We start from the raw sequence: 23,254 nt of genomic DNA on the forward strand, positions 1-23,254 counted from the left end.
GGACCGTTCCGCACCACCCGCCGTGAAAGGTTTCAATCAGGTTGCTCGGAAGCTAAACGGGGTTTGCGAGCACAGTCAATGGGTTGATGGCGGGAAGTTCCAGAAGTGGGCGCCCTGCGCGACCTGAATGGGGGGAATGGGTGGGCACCCTTGACAGTCTTCGGAGCGTTCCACTATCTTCTCGGCTCTTGAATCGATTCATATAACGGTCGCGTATCGCTGTACTCATACGCGTGTACGCCCGTTCGGCCCGGTCGGCGAGGCCCGGGGCCGCCGGATGGGCCGGTCCGGGAAGGACGGCCAGTCCCGCCCTGCCGGGAACCGGCACCTGGACCTGGTACCGGCCCGCGCGCCGGTAGAAACGCAGCGCCGCCCCGGCGCGCACGGAGGTGAGCAGCCGGCACCGCCCATCCGGTGCGGCCCCGGTGACCGCGGACAGCAGCGCCGCGCCCAGTCCGGCGCCGCGCGCTCCGGGGGAGACGGCCAGTTCGTCCACCTCCAGGGCCCCGCACAGCCACGCCGTGACGCGGTCGGGTCCGAGCGCCTGGGCGGCATGCCCGTAGCTGCGGCCGGAAGGGAAGACGACGGGCGTGGTCCAGGCGGTGGCGAAGCCGCCGACCGTGGCCCCGTCGAGCGCCAGAGCGGCGGTGAACCCGGGGCGCGCGGCGTCGTCGGCGAGCCGCTCGACGTACAGGGCGCCCGCCGACGGGTCCTCGTTCCAGGGCGGCGCCGCGAACACGTGGGCGTACCCCTACCGGATCCCCTCGGCGTGCGCGGCGAGGTCGGTGCCCTCGATCAGCCGGACCCGCGTCACCGCACCGCTCCCCGTCCCTGACCGTCCCTGACCGTTCCGGAGAGGACAGGCCGCGGTACCGGAGCGCCGAAGGTGCCGCGGGGCGAGGTCCGTCGGCCTCGCCGGAGGGTGCTTCCGGCTCGGATCGGTCAGCGCAGGAGATGCGCCGTGAACCAGTCCCGTGCCAGGTCCGCGACACGTTCCAGGGCGCCCGGTTCCTCGAAGAGATGGGTCGCGCCCGGGACGATCTCCAGCCGGTTCTCGCAGTGCAACGCGGCCTGGGCCTGCCGGTTGAGATCGATCACCGTGGTGTCGTCACCGCCGACGACGAGCAGGGTGGGTGCGCGTACCCCGGACAGGTCGGCCCCCGCCAGGTCGGGGCGCCCGCCGCGGGAGACCACGGCGCCGACGCCCGATTCCGCGGCCGCGGCGGCCCGCAGCGCGGCGGCCGCCCCCGTGCTCGCCCCGAACGAGCCGACCGGGAGGGGGACGCGTCGCCTCAGCCAGTCGGTGGTGTCCGCGAGCCGCCCTGCCAGCAGGCCGATGTCGAAGACGTTGGCGCGGTAGACCTCCTCGCCGGGCGTGAGCAGGTCGAAGAGCAGCGTCCCCAGGCCCGCGCGGTTCAGGGCCGCGGCCACGGAGCGGTTGCGCGGGCTGTGCCGGCTGCTGCCCGAACCGTGGGCGAACACCACGACCGCCCCGGCGTCCGCGGGAAGCACCAGATCCCCGGAGAGCGGTACCCCGCCCGCGTCCACCTCGACCTCCTCGGCCGTGACGGCATCCGCGGAAGCCCGCGCCAGCAGGGCCACCACCTCCTCGTCGGAGGTCTGGGAGAAGTCCCGGTACCACTCACCCACGGCGGAGAAGAGGACCGGTGCGGACAGGCAGACGACCTCGTCGGCGTCCTCACGCAGTCGGGCGGCGGCGTCCGGCGGCGCGACCGGCACGGCCAGGACGACATACGCGGCGCCTTGGGCCCGCACCACCTGGCAGGCGGCCCTCGCGGTCGCCCCGGTCGCGACCCCGTCGTCCACCACGACCACCGCGCGCCCCTCCAGCGGCAGGCGGGGCCGCCCCTCCCGGTAGGCATGCGCGCGCCGGACGAGCTCCGCCGCCTCGGCGCGCTCCACGGTCACGAGGTCCTTCTCGCCGACCCCGGTCCGGCGGACGATCTCCTCGCTGATGACCCGCACCCCGCCCTCGCCGATGGCTCCGAACCCCAGTTCGGGGTGGTAGGGCACCCCCAGCTTGCGGACCACGATCACATCGAGCGGGGCGCCCAGGGCCTGCGCGACCTCGTACGCCACCGGCACACCGCCGCGCGGCAGCCCGAGGACGACGGGGTCGCGCCTCCCCAGGTGCCGCAGAGCCACGGCGAGCCGGCGCCCGGCGTCCGTGCGGTCGGTGAACTGCACGGTCCCTCACCTCCAGGAGAGGTTTCCGTCCGCGGGGGAGCGCGGTACACGCACGCACATTCCCCACCTTCGAAACAATCCCATTTGCGCTGGTTCGGCAAGTCGGGGACGGTCGGTCGTATGGAGCGAATCGGCGCGGTCCTGATCGACATCGACGGCGTGCTCACCGTGTCCTGGGAGCCGCTGCCGGGCGCTGTCGAGGCCATGGAAGCCCTGCGGGCCGCGGAGGTGCCGCTGGCGCTGGTCACCAACACGACGTCCCGTACACGCGCCGCGATCGCCCGGCGGCTCGCGGATTCGGGCTTCCCCGTCGGCCCCGACGACATCCTCACGGCCCCCGCCGTCACCGCGGCCCATCTGCGCGAGCGGCACCCCGGAGCCCGCTGCCTGCTGATCAACACCGGCGACGTACGGGGCGACCTGTCCGGGGTGCCCCTCGTCGAGGAGGAGGACGGCGAGGGCGCCGTGCCCGACGTCGTCGTCCTCGGCGGCGCGGGCGCCGCCTTCACCTACGCGGCGCTCAACCGTGCCTTCCACCTCGTCCAGCAGGGCGCCGTGCTCGTCGCCATGCACCGCAACCTGTACTGGCGCACCGCTGACGGACTCGACCTCGACTCCGGCGCCTTCCTCCTCGGCCTGGAGCGTGCCGCGCGTACCGAGGCCGTCGTCACCGGAAAGCCGTCCGGAGCCTTCTTCGTCGCGGCGCTGGCGCACCTCGGCGCCGACCCCGCCCGGACGCTGATGGTGGGCGACGACATCGAGACGGACGTGCTGGCCGCCCAGCACCACGGCATCACCGGGGTACTGGTCAGGACGGGCAAGTACCGGCCGGAGACCCACGCGGCCGCCGAGGGTGCCCCGGACCACGTGGTCGACTCCTTCGCGGACATACCCGCCCTGCTCGGCCTGCCGGGGAGCTGACGCCGCCCGCTCCGGAGGCCGAACGCGTCTGCGGGCCGCGCTACTTACGCGGTCGCTACGCCGCGCTCGCTACGGTGCTGCGGGCCACGTGAAAGCCCTCCCGAGGGAGGGCCTGACGTGCTGCGGTAGGAGCGCCCCCGGCAGGACTCGAACCTGCGGCCAAGCGCTTAGAAGGCGCCTGCTCTATCCACTGAGCTACGGGGGCCGGGTGTCGGCCTGGTGCCCCGGAGGGCGCTGGTTCAAGCCATCCGCGGACCTTGCCGGGACAAGGATAGGGCTCAGATCACCCCGTCCCGGTTGCTTCACCTGCGTGGCACGATGTGGAGGTTCGGTGAAGCGAACCGATAATCGCAGGTAGGTGCGATTCGTGCATCGCTTTTCGCGCCCAGCGCCCCGGGTGTTGTGCACTCGTTATGCCTGCGCCCCACTCGTCCCCTCTGTCCCCCGGGATGGATTCGCCGCGCAGAGGGGCCTATACGCTTCAAAAAGGCTTCAAAATTGGGCATTCTTCACATGTGGTAACCATGGATGTACGGCCCCAGCTCATCGACGCACTTTCCGCCCTGCGCGACCGTGTCGCCGCCGTGCGTCTTCCACTTCCCCTGCCGGGCGCCCCGCGCGCCCGGCAGACGCGGACCGAACTGCTCGCCCAGCTCGACGACTACCTCGTCCCCCGCCTCAAGGACCCCGAGGCACCCCTGCTAGCGGTCATCGGCGGATCCACCGGCGCGGGCAAGTCCACGCTCGTCAACTCGCTGGTGGGGTGCCGGGTCAGTGAGGCCGGGGTGCTGCGCCCCACCACACGCACCCCGGTGCTCGTCTGCCACCCGGACGACCACCACTGGTTCGCCGGGGTACGGGTGCTGCCCCAGTTGACGCGGGTGTGGCTGCCGCCGGGGCAGGTCCCGGACCCGGACGGTCTCGACCACCTGGGGATCGACGGCGACCGGGACGACACCGTGCTGCGGGTCGAGACGGCGGCGACCCTGCCCAGGGGGCTCGCGCTCCTCGACGCACCCGACATCGACTCCCTGGTCGTGCGGAACCGCGTGCTGGCCGCCGAGCTCATCTGCGCCGCCGACGTCTGGGTGATGGTGACCACCGCGTCCCGGTACGCCGACGCCGTGCCGTGGCACCTGCTGCGCACCGCCAAGGAGTACGACGCCTCCCTGGTCACCGTCCTGGACCGGGTGCCTCACCAGGTGATCGCCGAGGTGTCCCGGCAGTACGCCGCCCTGCTCACCCGGGCCGGCCTCGGCGACGTGCCCCGCTTCACCATCCCCGAGCTCCCCGAGTCCGCGGGAGGGGGAAGCGGCCTGCTGCCCACCACGGCGGTCGCGCCCCTGCGCGCCTGGCTCACCCACCGGGCGCAGGACCCCGCGGCCCGCCAGCAGGCCGTCGGGCGCACCGCGACCGGGGTCATCGACTCGCTCAACGTACGGATGCCCGAGCTGGCCGGGGCGGTGGCCGCGCAGTACGCGGCGGCCGTGCGGCTCACCGGCGTGGTCGAGGAGGCGTACGGGAAGGAGCTCGCGCGCGTGCGGCGGCGGCTCGGCAACGGCGCGGTGCTGGCCGGCGGCGCCCGGACCCGGTGGCGCGGATACCCGCTGTACAGCACCGCGGGGGAACTCCTCGACGCGCTGGTGGAGAGCCTGGTGGCCCTGCTGCAGTGCGCCGTGGCGGCCTCCGACGAGCAGATCCGCGCGACCTGGCAGCGCGAGCCCGCCGCGGGGGTCTTCCGGTTCGAGGACGCCGGCCGGGAGGCCGGCGGGTGGGGCCCGGCCGAGGACGTCCACGGCCGGATCGGCATGGCCGTACGGCGCTGGCGGCGGGTCCTGGAGGAACTCGCCGAGGAGGAGGCCCGGCTGCTCGAACGCAATGCGGCGCCCGACGCCGAGACGGTGGCGGCGCTCCTGGCCGCCGCCCTCCTCGGCGGCCGCCGCGCCAGGGGTGCGGGGGAGCAGCTCGCCGAACGGATCGGCGCCCAGGGGGCGCTGCGTCTCCGCGACAAGGGCGGGGCGCTGCTCACCGGCTGCCTGGACCAGGTCATGCACGGTGAGCGCGACCGCCGCCTCGCCCCGCTGGACGCACTCGAGGTCGCCCCCGAACCCCAGGCGGAACTCATCGCCGCGCTGTCCCTACTGCAGAAGGAGAGGTGGCAGCGATGACTGCCGTCACTGACCAGGGCCGGGACCACGGACAAGGACACGGACCCGAGGGCGAGGGGCCGGTGGAGGTCCCGGCCGGCGACGTGCGGCGCTGGGACGACGGGCTCATCGCCCGCCGCGCCGCCGAGGCCGCGCAGGACCGGCTGGAGGCCGAGCGGCCCCCGCAGGACGAACCGGGGCCCGAGGCCGAGGCGTACGCGATGTCCGGCAGCTCACTCCGGCCCCGGCTGGACGCGCTGCGCGAGCTGGTGGGGCTCTCCCGCGCCCGGCTGGACGGGAGCACCCTCGCCGAGGCGGGGCGCGTGCTCGACGAGGCGTCGGCCCGCCAGCGGCTCTCGGCGCGGCACACGGTCGTCGCCGTCGCGGGTGCCACCGGCAGCGGGAAGTCCACCCTGTTCAACGCGCTGGCGGGCGTCCAGATCTCCGACACCGGGCTGCGCAGGCCGACCACCTCGGCGCCCATCGCCTGCAGTTGGACCGACGGCGCGGCGGGGCTGCTCGACCGGCTGGCCATCCCGGGACGGCTCCGGCGCAGGCCGGTGCAGGGCGGTACGGCCGTGGACGAGGCACTCCAGGGTCTCGTCCTGGTGGACCTGCCCGACCACGACTCGGCGGCGACCGGCCACCGTGAACAGGTGGACCGGGTGCTGGCCCTGGTCGACGCGGTGATCTGGGTGGTCGACCCGGAGAAGTACGCCGACGCGGCCCTCCACGAACGCTATCTGCGGCCGCTCGCCGGACACGCCGAGATCTCCTTCGTCGTGCTCAACCAGATCGACCGGCTGTCCGGCGAGGCCGCCGACCTGGTCCTGGACGATCTGCGCCGGCTGCTCGACGAGGACGGCATGGCGGTGGGGGAGCACGGTGAACCCGGCGCCACGGTCATGTCGCTGTCCGCTCTCACCGGGGCCGGGGTGGGCGACCTGCGCGAACTGCTCGGCAGGTTCGTCCAGGACCGCACGGCGGCGGCGCGCAGGCTGTCCGCCGACGTGGACGCGGCCGCCGCGCGGCTCCGGTCGGTGTACGTCGCCGACGGGCGGCCCGGACTCGGCGAGCGGGCCCGTGACGAGTTCACCGAGCGCCTCGCGGAGGCCGTCGGCGCGGCGGCGGCCGGGCAGGCGGCGGAGCGCGAGTGGCGCAGGAACGCGAACCGGGCCTGCGGTACGCCCTGGCTGCGGCTCTGGCGCTGGTACGAGTCCACCCGGCAGCTCGGAGGCCTCGACCTGATGGCGCAGGTACTCGCCCCTCCGGAGGAGGAGTTGACCGCCCGCCAGCGGGTGGAGCAGGCCGTACGGCAGTTGGCGGACGACGCCGTCGACGGGCTGCCCGGACCCTGGGCGCAGGCCGTGCGCGAGGCGGCGGTGAACGGGGCGAAGGGGCTGCCCGAGGCACTGGACGACCTGTCACGGAGCGCGCAGACGGGAGGCGGCCGGGGCCGTGGAGGGAACACGGACACCGGGTCCGCTCCGGTGGGTCCGGGCGGACACGCCACGGCTGCGGGGCTGGGGAAGCGTGGTTCCACGTCGGGGGGCGGGAAGTCCGCGCCCGTCGCCGGGGCCCCGGCGGGCCGGGGCACCAGGCCGCCGCGCCCCGCGTGGTGGCCGGCGGCGGTGTTCGCGCAGGCCTCGATGACGTTGCTCCAGATCTTCGGGGGCCTGTGGCTGCTCGGCCAGATCGTGGGCGTGATCGAACCGGGTCTGCTCACCCCGGCGCTGGTCATGCTGGCGGGAGTGGTCGGCGGACCGCTCGTGGAGTGGTCGTGCGCGGCGGCGGCGCGCGGGCCGGCACGCCGGTACGGGCAGGAGGCCGAGCGGCGCCTGCGCGAGGCGGCGGCAGGCTGCGGCAGGGCCAGGGTCCTCGATCCGGTGGCGGCGGAACTGGCGCGCTACCGGGAGGTGCGGGAGCGTTATGTGGCGGTGACGGAGTTTTCCACAACCGGTGCGTGATCCACAGGCCCGGCGGGATTCCACGATTCGGTCCAGCATGGTCCCGGCGGGCCGGGCTCAGGCGCGGGACCGCACCTCCCCGTACCGCGTCGGCGCGGGGAGGTGAAGCGGACGGAATGCGGCGGGGAATCGGGGGACGGGAAATGAACGAGACCATGGTGACGCTGGTGGGAAACGCGGCGACTCCGGTGGATTTCAGGGAGACGGCGACGGGGTCGACCGCGCGGTTCAGGCTGGCGGTGACACCCCGGCGGTGGGACCGGGAGCAGCAGGTCTGGACGGACGGCAGCACCGGTTTCTACACGGTGTGGGCACGGCGGACACTCGCGGCGAACCTCTCCGGTTCGGTCTCCGTAGGGGAGCCGCTCGTCGTCCACGGCCGTCTGAAGGTGCGGGAGGAGGAGCGGGACGGGGTGTGGCGGACCTCCGTGGACATCGACGCCGTGGCGGTGGGACACGACCTGGCGAGGGGCACGGCCGCGTTCCGGCGGGTGGTCAGAGGCGATCCCGCTCTGACTGCGCCTACGCACCGTCAGAAACCGGCCACGGAAATGGCATCGGTGTCCTGAAGGGGAGGGGGCGCGCCGAAGAGGGCTATAACGATTACGAGTCGGAATGCTTATCTGACGGCATGACGGGGGATTCGCCTCCACTTGCTCCTTACGATTCCCCCGTACTCATGCGGCACTTGAGTTTGCTGGCGAGGCACCTCCCACACGCACACCACGCGTGAAGGCCTCGCCCGGAGGGGAATTCTGTGATTTCTGTGTCTTCAGCGTTCACTGCGTCGTCGACGGCGGCGACGGAGGGCTCCCCAGTGGGCCGGAGCAAGGGCCGCGGTCTCGCCAGGGCGGCTGCCGCGATGCTGGCCACCGGGCTGGTCGCCGCGGGAACGATCGTCGGAGCGACGGCCGCCTCGGCCGCGCCGGGGGACGAGTCGGGTCAGCACCAGGGTGGTGCGGTCGCCACACTGGACGGTCTGAAGACCTACGGCACCGCGCAGCTCAACACCGGTAAGGGCAAGAAGCCCCAGGAGCTGCCCGCCGGCCTGTTCGAGATGAAGGTCGACGGCGGCGGCACGATCCAGACGTACTGCATCGACTTCCACACGCCCACCAAGGACGGCGCGAAGTACCTGGAGACCCCCTGGGACCAGTCTTCGCTCGGCGCCAACTCGGACGCCGGCAAGGTGCGCTGGATCCTGCAGCACTCCTACCCCCAGGTCAACGACTTCGATGCGCTCGCCAAGGAGGCCGGCACCGGTCAGCTCGACGCGAAGACCGCTGCCGCCGGCACCCAGGTCGCCATCTGGCGCTTCTCGGACAAGGCCGACGTGACGGCCAAGGACGAGAACGCCGAGAAGCTCGCCGACTGGCTGGAGGCGAACGCCGAGAACGTCGCGGAGCCCAAGGCGTCCGTGGGACTGTCTCCGGCCGCCGTCTCCGGCAAGGCCGGTGAGAAGCTGGGTCCGATCACCGTCCACACCGACGCCGGCCAGGTCTCGGTGGCACCGCCCGCCGACGCCGCCGCCAGCGGTGTCCAGGTCACCGACAAGGACGGCAAGCCCCTCACCGAGGCCGCCGACGGTTCCGACCTCTACTTCTCGGTCCCGGACGACGCCACCGACGGCTCCGCCTCGCTGACCGTCCAGGCCACCACGTCCGTGCCCGTGGGCCGGGTCTTCGCCGGACTCATCAAGAGCCAGACCATGATCCTCGCCGGCTCCAGCGAGTCGACCGTCTCCGCGACGGCGACCGCCACCTGGGCCGAGAAGGGCGCCGTCCCGGCGGTGACCGCGGAGAAGAACTGCGCCAAGGGCGGCGTCGACATCACCGCGAGCAACACCGGTGACGAGGCGTTCACCTTCGAGCTCGCCGGCACCGAGCACACCATCCCGGCCGGCGAGACCCGCACGGTGACCGTCCCGGTCGGCGAGGACGAGGCCTACGACTTCACCATCACCGGCCCCGGCGGCTTCACCAAGAACTTCAAGGGCGTCCTGGACTGCGAGACCGCCGGCACCCCCGCCCCGGGTGACGACACCACGACGCAGACCGGTTCCGAGCCGTCGCCCGCGCCTGCCGCGAGCACCCCGGCCACCGAGGGTGACCTCGCCGCCACCGGCGGTTCCAGCGCCACCCCCGTCATCGCGGGTGTCGCCATCGCCCTCGTCGTCCTCGGCGGCGGCGCGGTCTTCCTCCTCCGCCGGAAGAAGCCGCAGACCAGCGGTGAGTGACTGAGCACAGGCGCAGCGGGAATGCGCCGGTGAAGGGCCTGGTACGGACCTCCGTACCAGGCCCTTCGTGTGTCCCGGGCCTCTCCGGCAGGGCCGCGGAAAGGGGCCCGGCCCGTACCGGGGACCGGACGGGTTTCCATCCGGGCACGGACGTCAGGCAAGATGGGTGTATCTGCCCACACCTCTATTGCTGCCGGACGGTTTCTCTTGGCTGAGTACATCTACACCATGCGCAAGACGCGCAAAGCGCACGGCGACAAGGTGATTCTCGATGACGTCAACCTGAACTTCCTGCCCGGCGCGAAGATCGGTGTCGTGGGGCCCAACGGTGCCGGTAAGTCCACGGTGCTGAAGATCATGGCGGGCCTGGAGCAGCCGTCCAACGGTGACGCCTTCATCTCGCCCGGGTTCAGCGTCGGCATCCTCATGCAGGAGCCGAAGCTCGACGAGAGCAAGACCGTCCTCGAGAACGTCCAGGACGGCGCCGCCGAGACCATGGGCAAGCTCAAGCGCTTCAACGAGGTCGCCGAGCTGATGGCGACCGACTACTCCGACGCGCTCATGGACGAGATGGGCAAGCTCCAGGAGGACCTGGACCACGCCAACGCCTGGGACCTCGACGCCCAGCTGGAGCAGGCCATGGACGCCCTGGGCTGCCCGCCCGGCGACTGGCCCGTCAACAACCTCTCCGGCGGCGAGAAGCGCCGTGTGGCGCTCTGCAAGCTGCTCATCGAGGCCCCGGACCTGCTCCTCCTCGACGAGCCCACCAACCACCTCGACGCCGAGTCGGTGAACTGGCTGGAGCAGCACCTCTCGAAGTACGCGGGCGCCGTCGTCGCCGTCACGCACGACCGGTACTTCCTGAACAACGTCGCCGAGTGGATCCTCGAGCTCGACCGCGGCCGCGCCCTGCCCTACGAGGGCAACTACTCCACGTACCTCGACAAGAAGGCCGCCCGCCTCAAGGTCGAGGGCCGCAAGGACGAGAAGCGCGCCAAGCGGCTCAAGGAAGAGCTCGAGTGGGTCCGCTCCAACGCCAAGGGCCGGCAGACCAAGTCCAAGGCACGTCTCGCCCGTTACGAGGAGATGGCGGCCGAGGCGGACAAGATGCGGAAGCTGGACTTCGAGGAGATCCAGATCCCGCCGGGCCCGCGGCTCGGTTCCATCGTCGTCGAGGTCGAGAACCTCTCGAAGGCCTTCGGCGACAAGGTCCTCATCGACGACCTGTCGTTCACGCTGCCGCGCAACGGCATCGTCGGCGTCATCGGTCCGAACGGCGCGGGCAAGACCACGCTGTTCAAGATGATCCAGGGCCTGGAGACCCCCGACTCCGGCGCCATCAAGGTCGGCGACACGGTCAAGATCTCCTACGTCGACCAGTCCCGCGCCAACATCGACCCGAAGAAGACCCTCTGGGCCGTCGTGTCGGACGAGCTGGACTACATCAACGTCGGCCAGGTCGAGATGCCCTCGCGGGCGTACGTCTCCGCGTTCGGCTTCAAGGGCCCGGACCAGCAGAAGCCTGCCGGTGTCCTCTCCGGTGGTGAGCGCAACCGCCTGAACCTCGCGCTGACGCTCAAGGAGGGCGGCAACCTGCTGCTCCTCGACGAGCCCACCAACGACCTCGACGTCGAGACCCTGTCCTCGCTCGAGAACGCGCTGCTGGAGTTCCCCGGTGCGGCCGTGGTCATCTCCCACGACCGCTGGTTCCTGGACCGCGTCGCCACGCACATCCTGGCGTACGAGGGCGACTCCAAGTGGTACTGGTTCGAGGGCAACTTCGAGTCGTACGAGAAGAACAAGGTCGAGCGCCTCGGCGCGGACGCGGCCCGCCCGCACCGTGCCACCTACAAGAAGCTCACGCGAGGCTGATCGACTTGGCCCGTCACATCTACAGCTGCCCGCTCCGCTGGTCGGACATGGATGCCTTCGGCCACGTGAACAACGTGGTCTTCCTCCGCTACCTGGAGGAGGCACGCATCGACTTCATGTTCCGGCTGGCGCCGGGGGACGGCTCGCCGTCCTTCTCGGGCGGCTCCGTCGTGGCCCGGCACGAGATCGACTACGTGCGCCCGCTGGTGCACCGGCACGCGCCGGTGACCATCGAGTCCTGGGTCACGAAGATGACCGCCGCGTCACTCACCATCGCCTACGAGGTGAAGGACCCCGAGCAGGTCTACGTCAGGGCGTCGACGGTCGTCGTGCCCTACGACCTGGCGGCGGGACGGCCCCGGCGGATCACGGCCGAGGAGAAGCTCTTCCTGCAGGAGTACCTCGACCAGGAGCCCGCCGTCGCATGACAGTGCCCGTACGGTCCCCGCGGTTCGCCGACGTGAGGGAGGCGGTGGATCTCGCCGCCTTCCTCCGCCGGCTGCTGCACTACGACCGGGCCGCCGCCGTCCGCCTCCAGGCGGGCGGCGGCGCACTGGCCGTCTTCGGCAGGCCGCCGTCGTTCGAGGTCCTCGCGATCCGGACGGCCCGGCTGTCGGAGACCCACGAGTTCGACGTCACGGTCTCGGCCGGCGAACTCCTCGAATCACTGGACACGGAGGACGCCGACGGCGGGGCCGGCGTGCGCGCCCTCCCGTCCGCCGTGACCGGCCCGCCGTGGGCGGGGATGCTGCCGCCGCGTGGCGGCTGGCGGGAACGCCCCGGGCTGCCGGGACCGGTCGACCTCCGCACCCGGCTCGCCGACGCCGTGGCCGAGTTCCGGTCCCGCGACGCGGCGTTGCCCGAGGACCGGCGCACCCGGGAGGAGCGCGACCTGATAGGCCGCGACATCTGGTCCCGCACCGTCGGTGACACGGAGCTGCCGCTCCGCGCGGTGCACGCCGCGCAGTCCCTCGGCTTCCTCCGCCCGGCCCCCGATCTCCCGGTCGCGCTGCTCACCGCGGGCGCCTGGCTCCGGCTGCGTACGCCGTTCGGTTCGATCGCCCTGCGGGGCACGGGCAGCGGCCTCGGCACGCTCGCCGTGACGGTCGGGACCGTCTGAGGACCGGCTCCCTCCCGCCGGAGCAACCGGCCACGGGCCTCCGTGGTCGCCCCTGCTCCTTCGGTGCGTCCGGCCGCCGGGCCTACTCCTTCGGCGCGTCCGGCCACACCCCGATGTGGTCCTGCTCCAGCTCCAGCATCACCCGGTGCTCCATCCCCAGCGCCTCGGTGTAGTCGGCGGGCAGCTGGAGCCTGCCCGCCCGGTCGAGCATCGCGTACTCCCGTGCCACCTGGGACTCCTGCCCCGTCGCCGCGTCCACCTCGGTGCGCCGCAGGACCTCGGAGGACGTACGCCCGTCGCGGATCGCGACCGTACGGCGCACCTCGCTCGCCACCGCCTGGTCGTGGGTGACGATCACGATCGTCGTGCCGAGCTCCTCGTTGGCCCGGCGGAACGCGGCGAACACCTGCTCACCGGTCGCGGAGTCCAGCTCACCGGTCGGTTCGTCGGCGAGCAGCACCGAAGGGTTGTTGGCGAGCGCCACCGCGATCGCCACCCGTTGCTGCTGACCGCCGGACATCTGGGCGGGGCGGCGGTCGCGGCAGTCCGCGACGTCCAGCATCGAGAGCAACGCCTCGGCGCGCGCCGCCCGTTCACGGTTCCGGCCGCCGCCGCGCAGCTGCATGGGGAGCGTGATGTTCTGGGCGGCGGTCAGATACGACAGCAGATTGCGGGAGGTCTGCTGCCAGACGAAACCGACGACGTCCCTGCGGTAGCGCAGCCGCTCCTTCTGCCCCATCGCCAGCAGGTCGCAGCCCGCCACCTTCGCCGACCCCGCCGTCGGGACGTCCAGACCCGCCAGGATGTTCATCAGCGTCGACTTCCCGCTGCCGGAGGCGCCCACCAGGGCCATCAGCTCGCCCTCGGTGACCAGGAGGTCGAGACCCTGGAGCGCCTGCACCTCCACGCCGTCCGTGGAGAAGATGCGGACCAGCCGGTCGCAGGCGATCAGGGCGTCGTGCCCGTAGGAAGGCCGGTCCCGGCGCGCGGCGGCGCGCTCCTCGAGTTCCGCCAGCGTGGTCTCTGTCGACGATGTCACCGGGTGTCTCCTGCCCTGAGTTCCTTGACCGAGCCACGGCGGCTCGCCCACCACGCCTGGACGCCGGCGACGGCGGCGGCGAGGACGACCACGCCGACCGCCGGAAGCGCGAGCGACGGGAGGTCGGCCCGCAGCGAAGCGGTGTGCTGCGCCGAGGGGTCGCCGCCGGCCAGCGCCAGCGCCCCCAGGTCGATACCCGGCGCCAGCAGGGCGATGGTCGCCCAGCCGACGAGGAGCCCGCCGGACGCCGCCAGCAGCGCCTGGGGCATCGCTTCGAACGCGAGGAGGCGCCGCCCCTGCCGGGTGGTGAGCCCCATGGTGCGCAGCCGGGCCAGGAGCGTGGTGCGCTCCGGCGCGGTCTGCAACAGGGAGAGCAGTACGGCGAGCAGCGCGTATCCCGCACCCGCCACGACTGCCGCTCCGTAGATCCGTTCGGCGCCCGACTGCATCGGGGTGTCGACGAACCTGTCCCGCTCCGCCGACCGCAGCCGCACGCCGAACTCCGGTCCGGCCTCCCGCGCGGCGGCCCGCAGCTGCCGTCCGTCGAGCGAGGAACCGGTGACCAGCAGCGTCGTGGCGCCCGGCTTCGCGAGCTTCCGCGCGTCGACGACCATGAACTCCGAGTCGGTCACCGCGGAGGTGCGCGGAAGCACCCCGGCGACCCGCACCGTGATGTCCCCCGCCTCCGACCGGACGGTGTGCGGCCGGTCGCCGAACCGTTCCGCCAGCCCGGGCGAGACCACCGCGGGAAGCGCCCCGTCCCGCCCCGGCCCGCTCCCCAGCGAGGCGACGGGGAAGGCCGGAAGCCCGGTACCGCGAGCCAGGCGCGCGTAAGAATCCGGCTCGACCCCCACCAGCGCGGCGCGCTTCGTGTCCGACCGGACGTCCGCGGAGGCCGCCAGCGGCGTCCCGTACTCGATGCGCACCGGTGCGACGTCCTTCACCCCGTCCGCGTCCCGCACCTGTCGCAGGAAGCCGTCGGAGACCGGGGACAGCGCGCCCTCCCCGCTGATCCTGGCGTCCGCGCCGACCGCCCGCAGCGCCGCCTCGTCCCGCGCGTCCGCGACCCCCGCGATCACCGAGCCGCCGAACGCCGCCGTGGTCAGGGCGATCAGCAGGGCCAGCAGGGGAAGGGTGCCGCTCGACGAGGCGCGGCCCGCGCGGGCCAGCGACAGGAATCCGACGGCTCCGCGCATCCGGGCCACGGGGCGCGCCGCCAGCCGCAGCGGCAGCGGGTACAGCCGCACGAGGACGAGGGCGGCGATCAGCCCCACCAGGACGGGTGCGGAGCTGACCAGCAGATCCGCCCCCGATCCCGTCGACGTGCCGCGGCGGCGCAGCGCGGCGACGGCGCCGATCGCCAGGACGAGGACGGTCAGTTCGGCCACCGTACGGCGGCGGGAGGGCCTGGCGTGCGTCACGTCGTCGCGGGCGCCGTGCAGCACCGGCCTGCGGTGGTTCAGGGTCGTGCGCAGCGGCAGCACCACGCAGACGAGGACCCCGACGGCCGCCGCGCCGACCAGCGCCGGCAGGAAACGCGCCTCCCGGACGAGGAGGACGGCCGCCGCCAGCCCCAGCGCCGCCGCCGGAACGGCGGACACCGCCGTCTCGGCCAGCAGCCGCCCGCCGATGCCCCGCAGGGACCCGCCACGGGACCGCAGCAGGGCGAGCTCGTGGTGGCGGCGGGTGCCGATCAGACCGCCCGTCATCAGCAGGACGACGGCGGCCACCGCCCCGATGCCCACGGCGGCGACGGTGACGACGGGCCCGATGGCGGCCCGCGTCGAGGAGTAGGCGCCGAGGATCGCGTCGAGGCCGGTGGTGAGCGTGGTGTTCGGCCCGGCGATGTCGCGCAGTTCCAGCAGTCCGGGGCCGTTCTCGACGGCCGCGATGCCGCTCTCCAGAGCGGGCACGTCGGCGGCGGTCAGCCCCGTGGCGTCGGGGGCGAGCCGCCAGTACATCTCCGGCTCACCGGTCGTGGCGAGCAGGGCCGGGCCGGTGTCCTGGGCCAGGAGCAGCGTGGCCCGCCAGTAGAAGACCGGCGTCGGCGACCCGGGGTCCCTGACCAGGGAGGGGGCTCGCAACAGCGGGTCGACCGCCCAGTAGCCGCTCCTCGGCTGCGACGGGGTGACGATGCCGGTGACGCGCACGGTCAGCGGCGTACCGGTGGTGGTGGGCACCGCGACGGTGGAGCCCGGCTCGATCTTCAGCTCGCCCGCCGTCTCCTCGGTGACGGCCGCCTCCACCTCGCGGGTCTCCAGCGTCACCGCGTCCCGGGCGACGGGCCAGCGCCCCGAACGCAGGGTGCTGTGCTCCTGCAGCGCCGAGGGCGCGGCATAGGTGAGCCGGGGCGGCACCGCGTCGGGACGGGGCAGCCACGGCTCGTCCGCGACGAGGGGCTTCGTGGTGTGCACCCCGTACGAGGACGCGGGCACGTCCGCGCGCACCGGGGCGGGCAGCGCCCCGATCAGCTCACCGTGGGCCCGGGCCAGCACCTTCTCCCGCATCGCGGACTCACGCACGGACGGAGCCAGGCCGAGCGGGGGCGGCAGTGTCGTCACCTCGAGCACGCTCTGTCCCGGGGAGGCGGCCGTGACGTCGTGGCGCAGCGCCCTCGTCTCGTACGCGTCCACGGAGCGCGGGAAGACTGCGGCGAGGAACGCGGTCAGGAACACCAGGACGGCCAGGGCGGCGGAGACACCGGGGGCGGTGCGCAGCCGCGTACGCACCCAAGGGGCGCAGGCGGCCTGGATCTTGGCGGCGTTCATGTCAGTTGTCCCCCTGGTGGCGCAGCGACACCGCAGGATCGCCGCGGCGCAGTGTGAGCACCGCGACGATCAGCAGCGGCAGTGCGGCGACCGAGGCGAGCAGGACCGCGACCTGGCCCGCCGGAAGCATCACCAGCACGTCCGGCACGGGCCGCGCGGCCTGCCCGGTCAGCACGACCAGCGGTACGACGGCCCTGGTGAGCACCGCCCCGAGGGCGAGGCCGATCAGCAGCGCCAGCGTGATCAGCACGCCCTGTTCGGCGGCCGTCATCCGCGCCAGCCGTCGGCGCGGGGCACCCAGCGCCCGCAACACCGCGAACTCGGCGGCCCGTTCGCGCTGCGCGCCCACGAGCCCGACGGCGAACCCGACCGCCGCGAGTGCCGCGGCCACCACGGCGACGGCCAGCAGCGCGGCCTGCGGCCCGGCCCCCAGCGGGTCGTCCGCCAGCTCCCTGGCCACCTCGTCCCGCACCCGCACCTGCGCGGGATCCGTGCCGGGCAGCGCCCGCAGCTCCGCCGCCACCCGCGCAGCGGCACCGGGTGCGGTGCTCAGCCACCACTCGGTGGGGGCGAGCGCGGCGCCCTCCCGGTGGGCGAGCACCTCCGACACCGCCCTGAGGTCCAGCAGCAGACCGCCGCCCGGCTTCGCGGACGAGTCCGCCGAGACGCCCCCGGGCGCTCCGGAGACCGCCCCGGGGCCGGTGGTCGGCAGCTCCCGCACGGCCTTCACCAGGGTGACCCGGACCGTGTTGCCCGCCAGCGTGAGGTCGACCTCCTGGCCCGTCCCGGCGCCCGCGTACCTCAGATACGCGTCGGTGGCCACGGCGTTGAGCGCGGGCGCCGCCGGGCGTACCGCGGTGACGCGGAGCGTGCTGACCGGGTCGCCGTGATAACCGCCGTCCGCGGGGACGGAACCGGTCTCGTACCGGAAGGCCGGTGAGGCACCCGAGCCCGTCACCGCCCCCGGCGGCTCCGCGGCCTGCTCCTCCCCGGCCGCCGCCATGGTCGCCTTCGCCTGCCAGCGCACCCCGTCCGAGGCGGCGGCCGACTGCTCGTCCCCGCGCGCGGTGAGGGCCCGGAGCCCGGTCAGGGAGACCACGCGTGTCTCGGCGCGGCCCTCGGGCACGTCGCTGTCCAGCTCGAAGCCCGTCACCGCCAGGCCGCCCGACGCCGAGACGGGGAAGGACAGACCGTGCGCACGGCCGTCGACGGGGACGCTGCCCGCCCCCACCCGGTAGCCGAGGCCGTAACGGTCCTCCAGCACCACACTGACCATGCCCTTCGCGCCCGACGGTGACCTCCCGTCCGGCGCCGTGGTGTCACGGACCCGCACGTCGAACAGCACCCGCTCACTGCCCTCGGGCAGGACGACCCCGGTCCGCGGCGTGCTCCGTGGAGCGATCGCGTCGAACAGTTCCTGCGGCGCCGTACCGGAGAGGTCCGCGCGCATCAGCATCCGCTCGTCCGCGTGCGCGGTTTCCAGGGCGAGCACCTCGGCCGTCCGGCCGCCGGACAGATCGGCCGTCGTGCGGTAGGCCGGGGCCGCGCTCCGTACGCCCGGCAGGTCCGAGTACGCCGCCGCCTTCGCCGGATCGCCGGACAGCGTGCCCACCATGCGCACCGAGGCGCCCGACCTGAAGTCCGCCTGGTCGCCCTGCGAACGGTCCCAGGACGCGCTCTGGCCGATGGCCAGCATGCCCATCGCGACCGAGAGGACCAGCAGCAGCACCGGGCCCGCGCCGCGCAGCGGCCGGCGGCTGAACTGCCAGCCGGCCAGCGCCGCGGACAGCCCCCGGCCGCCCGCCGCACGACGCTCGGCGAGCCGGGCGGCCGGCGGGAGCAGGCGCAGGGTCAGCACGGTGCCCGCGAGCAGCGCCAGCGCCGGAGCGGCGACCAGGAGCGGATCGATGCCGAGCTCGCCCTCGCGGTCGCCGCTGAGCGCACCGCTGCCGGACGCCCCGGTCCGCCGGTCCAGTTGCCAGTACGCCACCCCGGCGATCAGCAGCAGGCCGATGTCGGCGCCCGCCCGTACCGGGGTGGGCAGCGCGGCCGCCCGGGCGCCGCGGCGCTCTCCCGCACCCGCCGCCAGCGCGGGGGCGACGACGGCGAGCGCACAGGCCAGCGCGACGGCGCCGGCCACCAGCCAGACCGTGCCGTCCACCCCGCCGTCGAGCCGCAGCCCGATCCGGCCGAGCGTGCTCCGGTCCGCCAGCAGCCGGGTCAGCGGACCGGCCAGCAGCGGCGCGACGACGGCGGCGGGCACCGCGAGCAGCAGGGCCTCGACCGCGGCCAGCCCGGCGATCCGGCCCCTGGACCCGCCCCGGGCCCGCAGCAGTTCGGTCTCACCGCCGCGCTCGCTGCTCAGCAGCCGGGCCACCAGCAGCAGGGCGTACGCGGCGAGCAGGACCAGCTGCACGGCGACGATCATGATCGTCGAACGCGACACCAGCAGCGCCCGCTCGATCTGGTCGAGGACGGTCGGCAGCGAGGTCCGCACCGTGGCCCCGTCCCCGAACACCGCCGAGTCGGACAGTTTCCCCGGGCCGTCCGCCGACGCCCGGCGCAGCGCCTCGGTCCGGTCCGTCGTCACGGTGCGGAAGTCGGCGGACGCCAGCCAGGACACCGGTCCGGCGCTCACCCGCCCGGAACCCACGACGGCCGGGTCGGCCAGCAGCGGTCCGTACGTGGTGAAGACGACCTTGCGGGCGCCGCGCCCGCCGAGCGGGTCCAGCCGCCAGTACGGGTCGTCCAGGTCGGACGCCTCGTAGAGACCGGTGATCTCGACCCGGAGCGGGGTCTCGCTCAGCCGGTCCGTGAGCGTGAGGCGGGAACCCGGCTCCAGGTCCAGCGCCTCGGCGGCGGTACGCGGCAGCGCCACCTGCACCGGCTTCTCGGCGTCCCCGGCCCCGGCGTCCGGCATGCGTCCCGCCACCAGGCGGACCCGGCTGCGGTCCAGCGAGGCGAGATGTGTCAGGTCGGGCTGGCCGCGCCGCGCGGCGGGCGCCCGGACTTCGCGGGGCAGGGCGTACGGACCCGAGCTCTCCAGCTTCCGCACGGTCACCGGCAGTCCGTCGAAGGTGTCGCGGGCCGCACGGCGCACCGCGGAGTCGGCCTCCGCGCGCTCCTCGCGGTCCACGTCGGCGGAGACATGGAGGGCGGCCTGTTCGGCGGAGCGGTGGGTGAGCGTGTGCCGCAGGGCGGCGTCACCCATCGAGCCGGAGAACGCGGTGAGCCCGGCCAGCACACAGGTGGTCAGCAGGACGGCCAGCAGGGCTGCGGTGAGCAGGAGCCGGTGCGCGCGCACCCGCAGAAGGACGAACCCCGTCACCTGATCCCCCGAACCTCAGCAGCCGCACGCCCCCCGGCGTACAACAGATGCTTTCAGAGTGCACCTGCTGCTGGAAACCGCCCGTGGGCGCACCTTGATGGGATCGTGACCGTTATGCGGCCGGGGAGTACCGGATTCCGCACACAGGTTCAGTCCGCGGTGTTGACCATGGAGGCGGCGGCGTAGGTGAGGTAGTCCCACAACTGCCGCTCGTGCTCGGGGGAGAGCCCGAGCTCGTCGAGCGCCACCCGCATGTGACCGAGCCAGGCGTCGTGCGCCGCCCGGTCCACCTGGAACGGGGCGTGCCGCATCCGCAGCCGGGGGTGCCCCCGCCGGTCGCTGTAGGTGCGCGGACCGCCCCAGTACTGCATCAGGAACAGCGCGAACCGTTCCTCCGCCGGGCCCAGATCGGCCTCGGGATACATCGGACGCAGCAGCGGGTCGTCGGCGACGCCCTGGTAGAAGCGGTGCACCAGGCGCCGGAACGTCTGCTCGCCGCCGACCTGCTCGTAGAAGGTCTGCTCCTGAAGCGTGTCGCGCGGAATCTCAGTCACCCGTCCATCGTCGCAGACGCACCGGCCGAGGACCGGGGTCCTAGGACCCCGGTCCGTACGGACGTGCACCGGGCGCCCGGAGATCAGTCGCGACGGACCGTGATCGTCGTCCAGGCCCCGACGTGCACCTGGTCGCCGTCCTGGAGCGGGACGGGGACGTACGGCTGGATCGGGTCCTCGGCACCGTTGAGCGTGGTGCCGTTGGTGGAGTTCTGGTCGACGACGGCCCAGCCGCCGTCCGGCTGCTGCACCAGCACGGCGTGCTGGTGCGAGACACCCGGGTCCTCCGGCGGTACGGCGAGATCGATGTCGGGGGACTCGCCGGTGCTGTGCCGCCGGCGGCCGATGGTGATCTGGCCGCCGGTGAGGGCGAGGCGCTGTTCCGGGGAGTACGCGGGCAGGTTGAGCCCCGTCGCCTCGGGACCGCTGCGCTGCATCATGGCCAGGAAGTAGTCACGATCCGGCGCGATCACGGCGGTCCAGCTGCCCGGACCCTGCTCCGGTCCGCCCTGGGCGGGGCCTTGACCGGGGCCCGGGCCCTGGCCGGGGAACTGCTGCTGCGGCGGCTGGGATGCCTGTGGAGCCTGCGGGCCCTGCGGCGACTGCGGGCCCTGTGGAGCCTGCGGGCCCTGCTGGAAGGCGGCCGGCGGCTGCTGCTGCGAAGGCGGCGGCAGCATCCAGTCGTCACCCCCACCGGTCCCCGGCGCCTGCGGCCGCGGGGGCGCGGGCGGCGCGGACTGCTGCTGGAACGACGGGGGCGGCGGCCCCTGCCGCGAGGACTCGAACGGCGAGGGCGGGCCGGACCGGTCGGGGCCCTGCGGGCCGGGACCATCCGCACCGGGGCCGCCCGGGCCGGGCCCCTGCGCGCTCCGGCCCGGCTGATCCGGGCCCTGCTGACCGGGCGGACCGGGCCGGCCCGGCGAACCGAACGGGGACGGCGACTGCTGCTGGAACGCAGGCGGGGGCGGCGGCCCTTGCTGGAAGGACGGCGGAGGCGGCGGCGGACCCGGGCGTTCACCCTGCTCGGGCGAGAGCGGTTCGGCCGGCCGGTTCACCTGGGAAGGCCGGGAGCCCTGGTACTCGAACGAGTCCCGCTGCGGCTGCGGCGGTCCCTGCTGCGCCTGGAAGCCGGGCGGAAGGTTCAGCCCGGGAGGGGCACCGGTCCCGCCCTGCGGGGCCAGCGGGGTGTACGACGTCGCCGTGTTCGTGAGGAAGTTCCAGCGGCACTCCTCGCAGAACGGCGCCATCGCCTCACGCGGGGTGCGGCACTGCGGGCAGAGCTCGGCCTGTGCGGTCGGCTCCCCGCCCTGGGGCGGATAGCCGTAACCGCGCGCGGGCGGGGGAGGAGGCGGCGGCGGGACCGAGCCCGCGGGCGCGCCCGTCCCGGCCATGCGATGTCCGCAGACCTCGCACCAGTCCTCGGAACCCGACTGGTGTCCGTTCGGGCAGGTCGGCATGTCGGCGCTTCCTCCTCTCCTCGTCCGGCCCGGAGGCCGCCATGCTCGTCGGTGCACCGTCCGGTGGGCCGGGGCGGCTCTTCGTACGGCTGTTTCGTGTGGTTCGTGCTGCTACTTCTTGACGCGAACTGTCTTGGTCGAGCGCGTTTCGAGTGTCATCTCGTCCGCATCCGCGACCCTCGCTTTCAGTCGCACAGTACCGGTCGCCGCGTCGACGACGTCGACCACCTTCGAAAGCAGTTTCGCAGTATCCGCGTTTCCGGAGGCCGAGGCGAGCTGCACCGCACGGCCCAGTTTCGCCGTCGCGCCGTCGAAGTCACCCGATTTACGCGCATCCAGTCCCTGCTGGATGACTTGCGCCAGTTCCGCCTGTCCTGTGTAGTGCGCCACCTGGGGGTTGATCGAGGTGGACGCGGCCATGTCGTCCGTCCACACCGCCCGGACGAGCCCCTGCGAGAGGGTCTGCGGGACACCGTCCGCGGAGGCGGGCGGCAGGATCAACGAGACCCGGGCCGCCAGCATCTCCTGGCCGATGCCGGCCTCGGGGACCCTGACGCACACGTGGTAGTCCCGGGACTCGTCACCCCAGGAACCGGTCGGATAGTCACCGGCGCGCGGCCCCGCCACGGTGCGGCGGCCGGTCAGTTCGGCGACCGTGGGCGCCACCTGCTTGACGAACACGATCTCGACGCCGACGGGGGTCCAGAGCCGCAGCGAGACGTCCGCGACCTCCTTGCCCATCGCGTTCCCCATCATCTCGGTGAAGTCCGCGGCGAGCCCGGCGGGATCGGCCACGATGTCCGCCGTGCCGAGCAGGGCCGAGGCGATCGCTGTGACCTCTTTCACCTCCCAGTCCGTCCCGACGCCCCTCGCGTCACAGGTGAACCGGCCCGCGCAGGACTCCAGCGCTGCCCGCAGATCCTCCGGGGACTCGTGCTCGTTGCGCCCGTCCGTGAGGAGGATGCCGTGCCGGATGTCCACCTCGGCGGCGCCCAGGAGCCGGTCGGCCAGCCGCAGCCAGGTCCCGATCGCGGTGCCTCCGCCGGCGCTGAGCCGCCGAAGGGCCTCCTTCGCCTGGGCCTTGGTCTGCGGACCGGCCGTCGCCAGCCGCCCGTTGCCCGGATACACGTCCTTGGCCACGTGCGTCCCCGCGACCACCGCGAACCGGGTGCCGTCACGCAGCGTGTCGATGGCTTCCGCCGTCGCGTCACGCGCGTGACGCATCTTGGTCGGCGGATAGTCCATCGAGCCCGAGCAGTCGACCATGAGCACCACGGCGGCAGCCGGAGCCTGCCCCGGGACGCGCGCGGACGGCCCCGCCCCGTCGGCCAGCGGCACGCCGCCGGTCGTACCGCCGCCCGTGGAGGTGACGGTGACGATCGCATTGACGTCACGGCCGCCCTCGGGCAGATATTCGTTCTGGTACACCTCGACGGAGAACTGCGGCACGTGGGACTTGGAGAAGTTGGCCATCTGATCGGCTCCTTGAGGCTCCATCTGTGTCGGACCAGGACAGTGGTGCGGACGGACTGCGGGACGGGGGACGCGGACGCGCGGGATGCGAGAAGCCGGTCGCCGGACGGGACGTGCGCGGGCGGACGAGGGGCGTCGGGACGAAGCGTCGGACAGGGCTCCGG

The 23,254-nt window shown here is 73.4% G+C and carries 15 protein-coding genes, 1 tRNA gene and 1 pseudogene; 8 read left to right on the forward strand and 9 right to left on the reverse strand.

The window, feature by feature from the left end:
- Positions 1–274: 274 nt before the first annotated feature.
- Both IA22_RS37430 and IA22_RS0101625 read right to left on the reverse strand, forming a co-directional pair.
- A pseudogene (locus tag IA22_RS37430) lies at positions 275–739 on the reverse strand (GNAT family N-acetyltransferase); the annotation flags it as partial.
- A gap of 203 nt (positions 740–942) precedes the next feature.
- Entirely contained in the window at positions 943–2,208 is a 1,266-nt protein-coding gene (locus IA22_RS0101625) for a phosphoribosyltransferase family protein (RefSeq protein WP_030122527.1), read from the reverse strand.
- 120 nt (positions 2,209–2,328) lie between these two features.
- Between IA22_RS0101625 and IA22_RS0101630 the strand changes: the two genes are divergently transcribed.
- Positions 2,329–3,129, forward strand: a complete 801-nt coding sequence (locus tag IA22_RS0101630; protein WP_030122528.1) for an HAD-IIA family hydrolase — start codon at positions 2,329–2,331, stop codon at positions 3,127–3,129.
- A 132-nt stretch (positions 3,130–3,261) separates the two neighbouring features.
- Here IA22_RS0101630 and IA22_RS0101635 read toward each other — a convergent pair.
- Positions 3,262–3,334, reverse strand: a tRNA-Arg gene (locus IA22_RS0101635).
- A 319-nt stretch (positions 3,335–3,653) separates the two neighbouring features.
- Between IA22_RS0101635 and IA22_RS0101640 the strand changes: the two genes are divergently transcribed.
- The 7 genes from IA22_RS0101640 (at position 3,654) to IA22_RS0101670 (ending at position 12,471) form a co-directional block, all read left to right on the forward strand.
- Complete coding sequence (locus IA22_RS0101640; protein ID WP_014156224.1) at positions 3,654–5,297, forward strand: GTPase domain-containing protein; 1,644 nt, start codon at positions 3,654–3,656, stop codon at positions 5,295–5,297.
- Positions 5,294–7,243, forward strand: coding sequence for a YfjP family GTPase (locus IA22_RS0101645; RefSeq protein ID WP_030122529.1), 1,950 nt, complete (start codon positions 5,294–5,296; stop codon positions 7,241–7,243). Before IA22_RS0101640 ends, IA22_RS0101645 begins: the two co-directional genes overlap by 4 nt.
- A gap of 143 nt (positions 7,244–7,386) precedes the next feature.
- The gene (locus IA22_RS0101650) at positions 7,387–7,812 is read left to right on the forward strand and encodes a single-stranded DNA-binding protein (protein ID WP_015577187.1); all 426 of its coding nucleotides are present in this window, start codon (positions 7,387–7,389) and stop codon (positions 7,810–7,812) included.
- A gap of 248 nt (positions 7,813–8,060) precedes the next feature.
- Complete coding sequence (locus IA22_RS0101655) at positions 8,061–9,479, forward strand: Cys-Gln thioester bond-forming surface protein (protein WP_030122530.1); 1,419 nt, start codon at positions 8,061–8,063, stop codon at positions 9,477–9,479.
- 207 nt (positions 9,480–9,686) lie between these two features.
- Positions 9,687–11,351: an energy-dependent translational throttle protein EttA gene (gene ettA, locus IA22_RS0101660; protein ID WP_014156228.1), complete on the forward strand. Its 1,665-nt coding sequence runs from the start codon at positions 9,687–9,689 to the stop codon at positions 11,349–11,351.
- Between the two features lie 5 nt (positions 11,352–11,356).
- The gene (locus IA22_RS0101665; protein ID WP_014156229.1) at positions 11,357–11,779 is read left to right on the forward strand and encodes an acyl-CoA thioesterase; all 423 of its coding nucleotides are present in this window, start codon (positions 11,357–11,359) and stop codon (positions 11,777–11,779) included.
- Entirely contained in the window at positions 11,776–12,471 is a 696-nt protein-coding gene (locus IA22_RS0101670) for a DUF8010 domain-containing protein (RefSeq protein ID WP_014156230.1), read from the forward strand. The genes IA22_RS0101665 and IA22_RS0101670 overlap by 4 nt, the downstream gene beginning before the upstream one ends.
- Positions 12,472–12,553: 82 nt before the next feature.
- On the opposite strand, the gene IA22_RS0101675 is transcribed toward IA22_RS0101670, so the two are convergent.
- The 6 genes from IA22_RS0101675 to IA22_RS0101700 form a co-directional block, all read right to left on the reverse strand.
- Positions 12,554–13,510: an ABC transporter ATP-binding protein gene (locus tag IA22_RS0101675; protein WP_015577183.1), complete on the reverse strand. Its 957-nt coding sequence runs from the start codon at positions 13,508–13,510 to the stop codon at positions 12,554–12,556.
- The gene (locus IA22_RS0101680) at positions 13,507–16,278 is read right to left on the reverse strand and encodes an FtsX-like permease family protein (RefSeq protein WP_030122532.1); all 2,772 of its coding nucleotides are present in this window, start codon (positions 16,276–16,278) and stop codon (positions 13,507–13,509) included. The genes IA22_RS0101675 and IA22_RS0101680 overlap by 4 nt, the downstream gene beginning before the upstream one ends.
- Before the next feature lies 1 nt (position 16,279).
- Positions 16,280–19,606 carry an FtsX-like permease family protein gene (locus IA22_RS0101685; RefSeq protein WP_030122534.1) on the reverse strand — a complete coding sequence of 1,109 codons (3,327 nt, stop codon included), beginning with the start codon at positions 19,604–19,606 and terminating at the stop codon, positions 16,280–16,282.
- Between the two features lie 149 nt (positions 19,607–19,755).
- A complete protein-coding gene (locus tag IA22_RS0101690) occupies positions 19,756–20,160 on the reverse strand; it encodes a globin (protein ID WP_015577180.1) in 405 nt (134 codons plus the stop codon).
- Positions 20,161–20,243: 83 nt separating this feature from the next.
- The gene (locus tag IA22_RS0101695) at positions 20,244–21,617 is read right to left on the reverse strand and encodes an FHA domain-containing protein (protein WP_030122535.1); all 1,374 of its coding nucleotides are present in this window, start codon (positions 21,615–21,617) and stop codon (positions 20,244–20,246) included.
- A gap of 111 nt (positions 21,618–21,728) precedes the next feature.
- Positions 21,729–23,090, reverse strand: coding sequence for a vWA domain-containing protein (locus IA22_RS0101700; protein ID WP_014156236.1), 1,362 nt, complete (start codon positions 23,088–23,090; stop codon positions 21,729–21,731).
- Between the last annotated feature and the right edge of the window lie 164 nt (positions 23,091–23,254).

Origin of the sequence: Kitasatospora papulosa, from assembly GCF_000717245.1 — a bacterium.
GTDB lineage: Bacteria > Actinomycetota > Actinomycetes > Streptomycetales > Streptomycetaceae > Streptomyces > Streptomyces papulosus.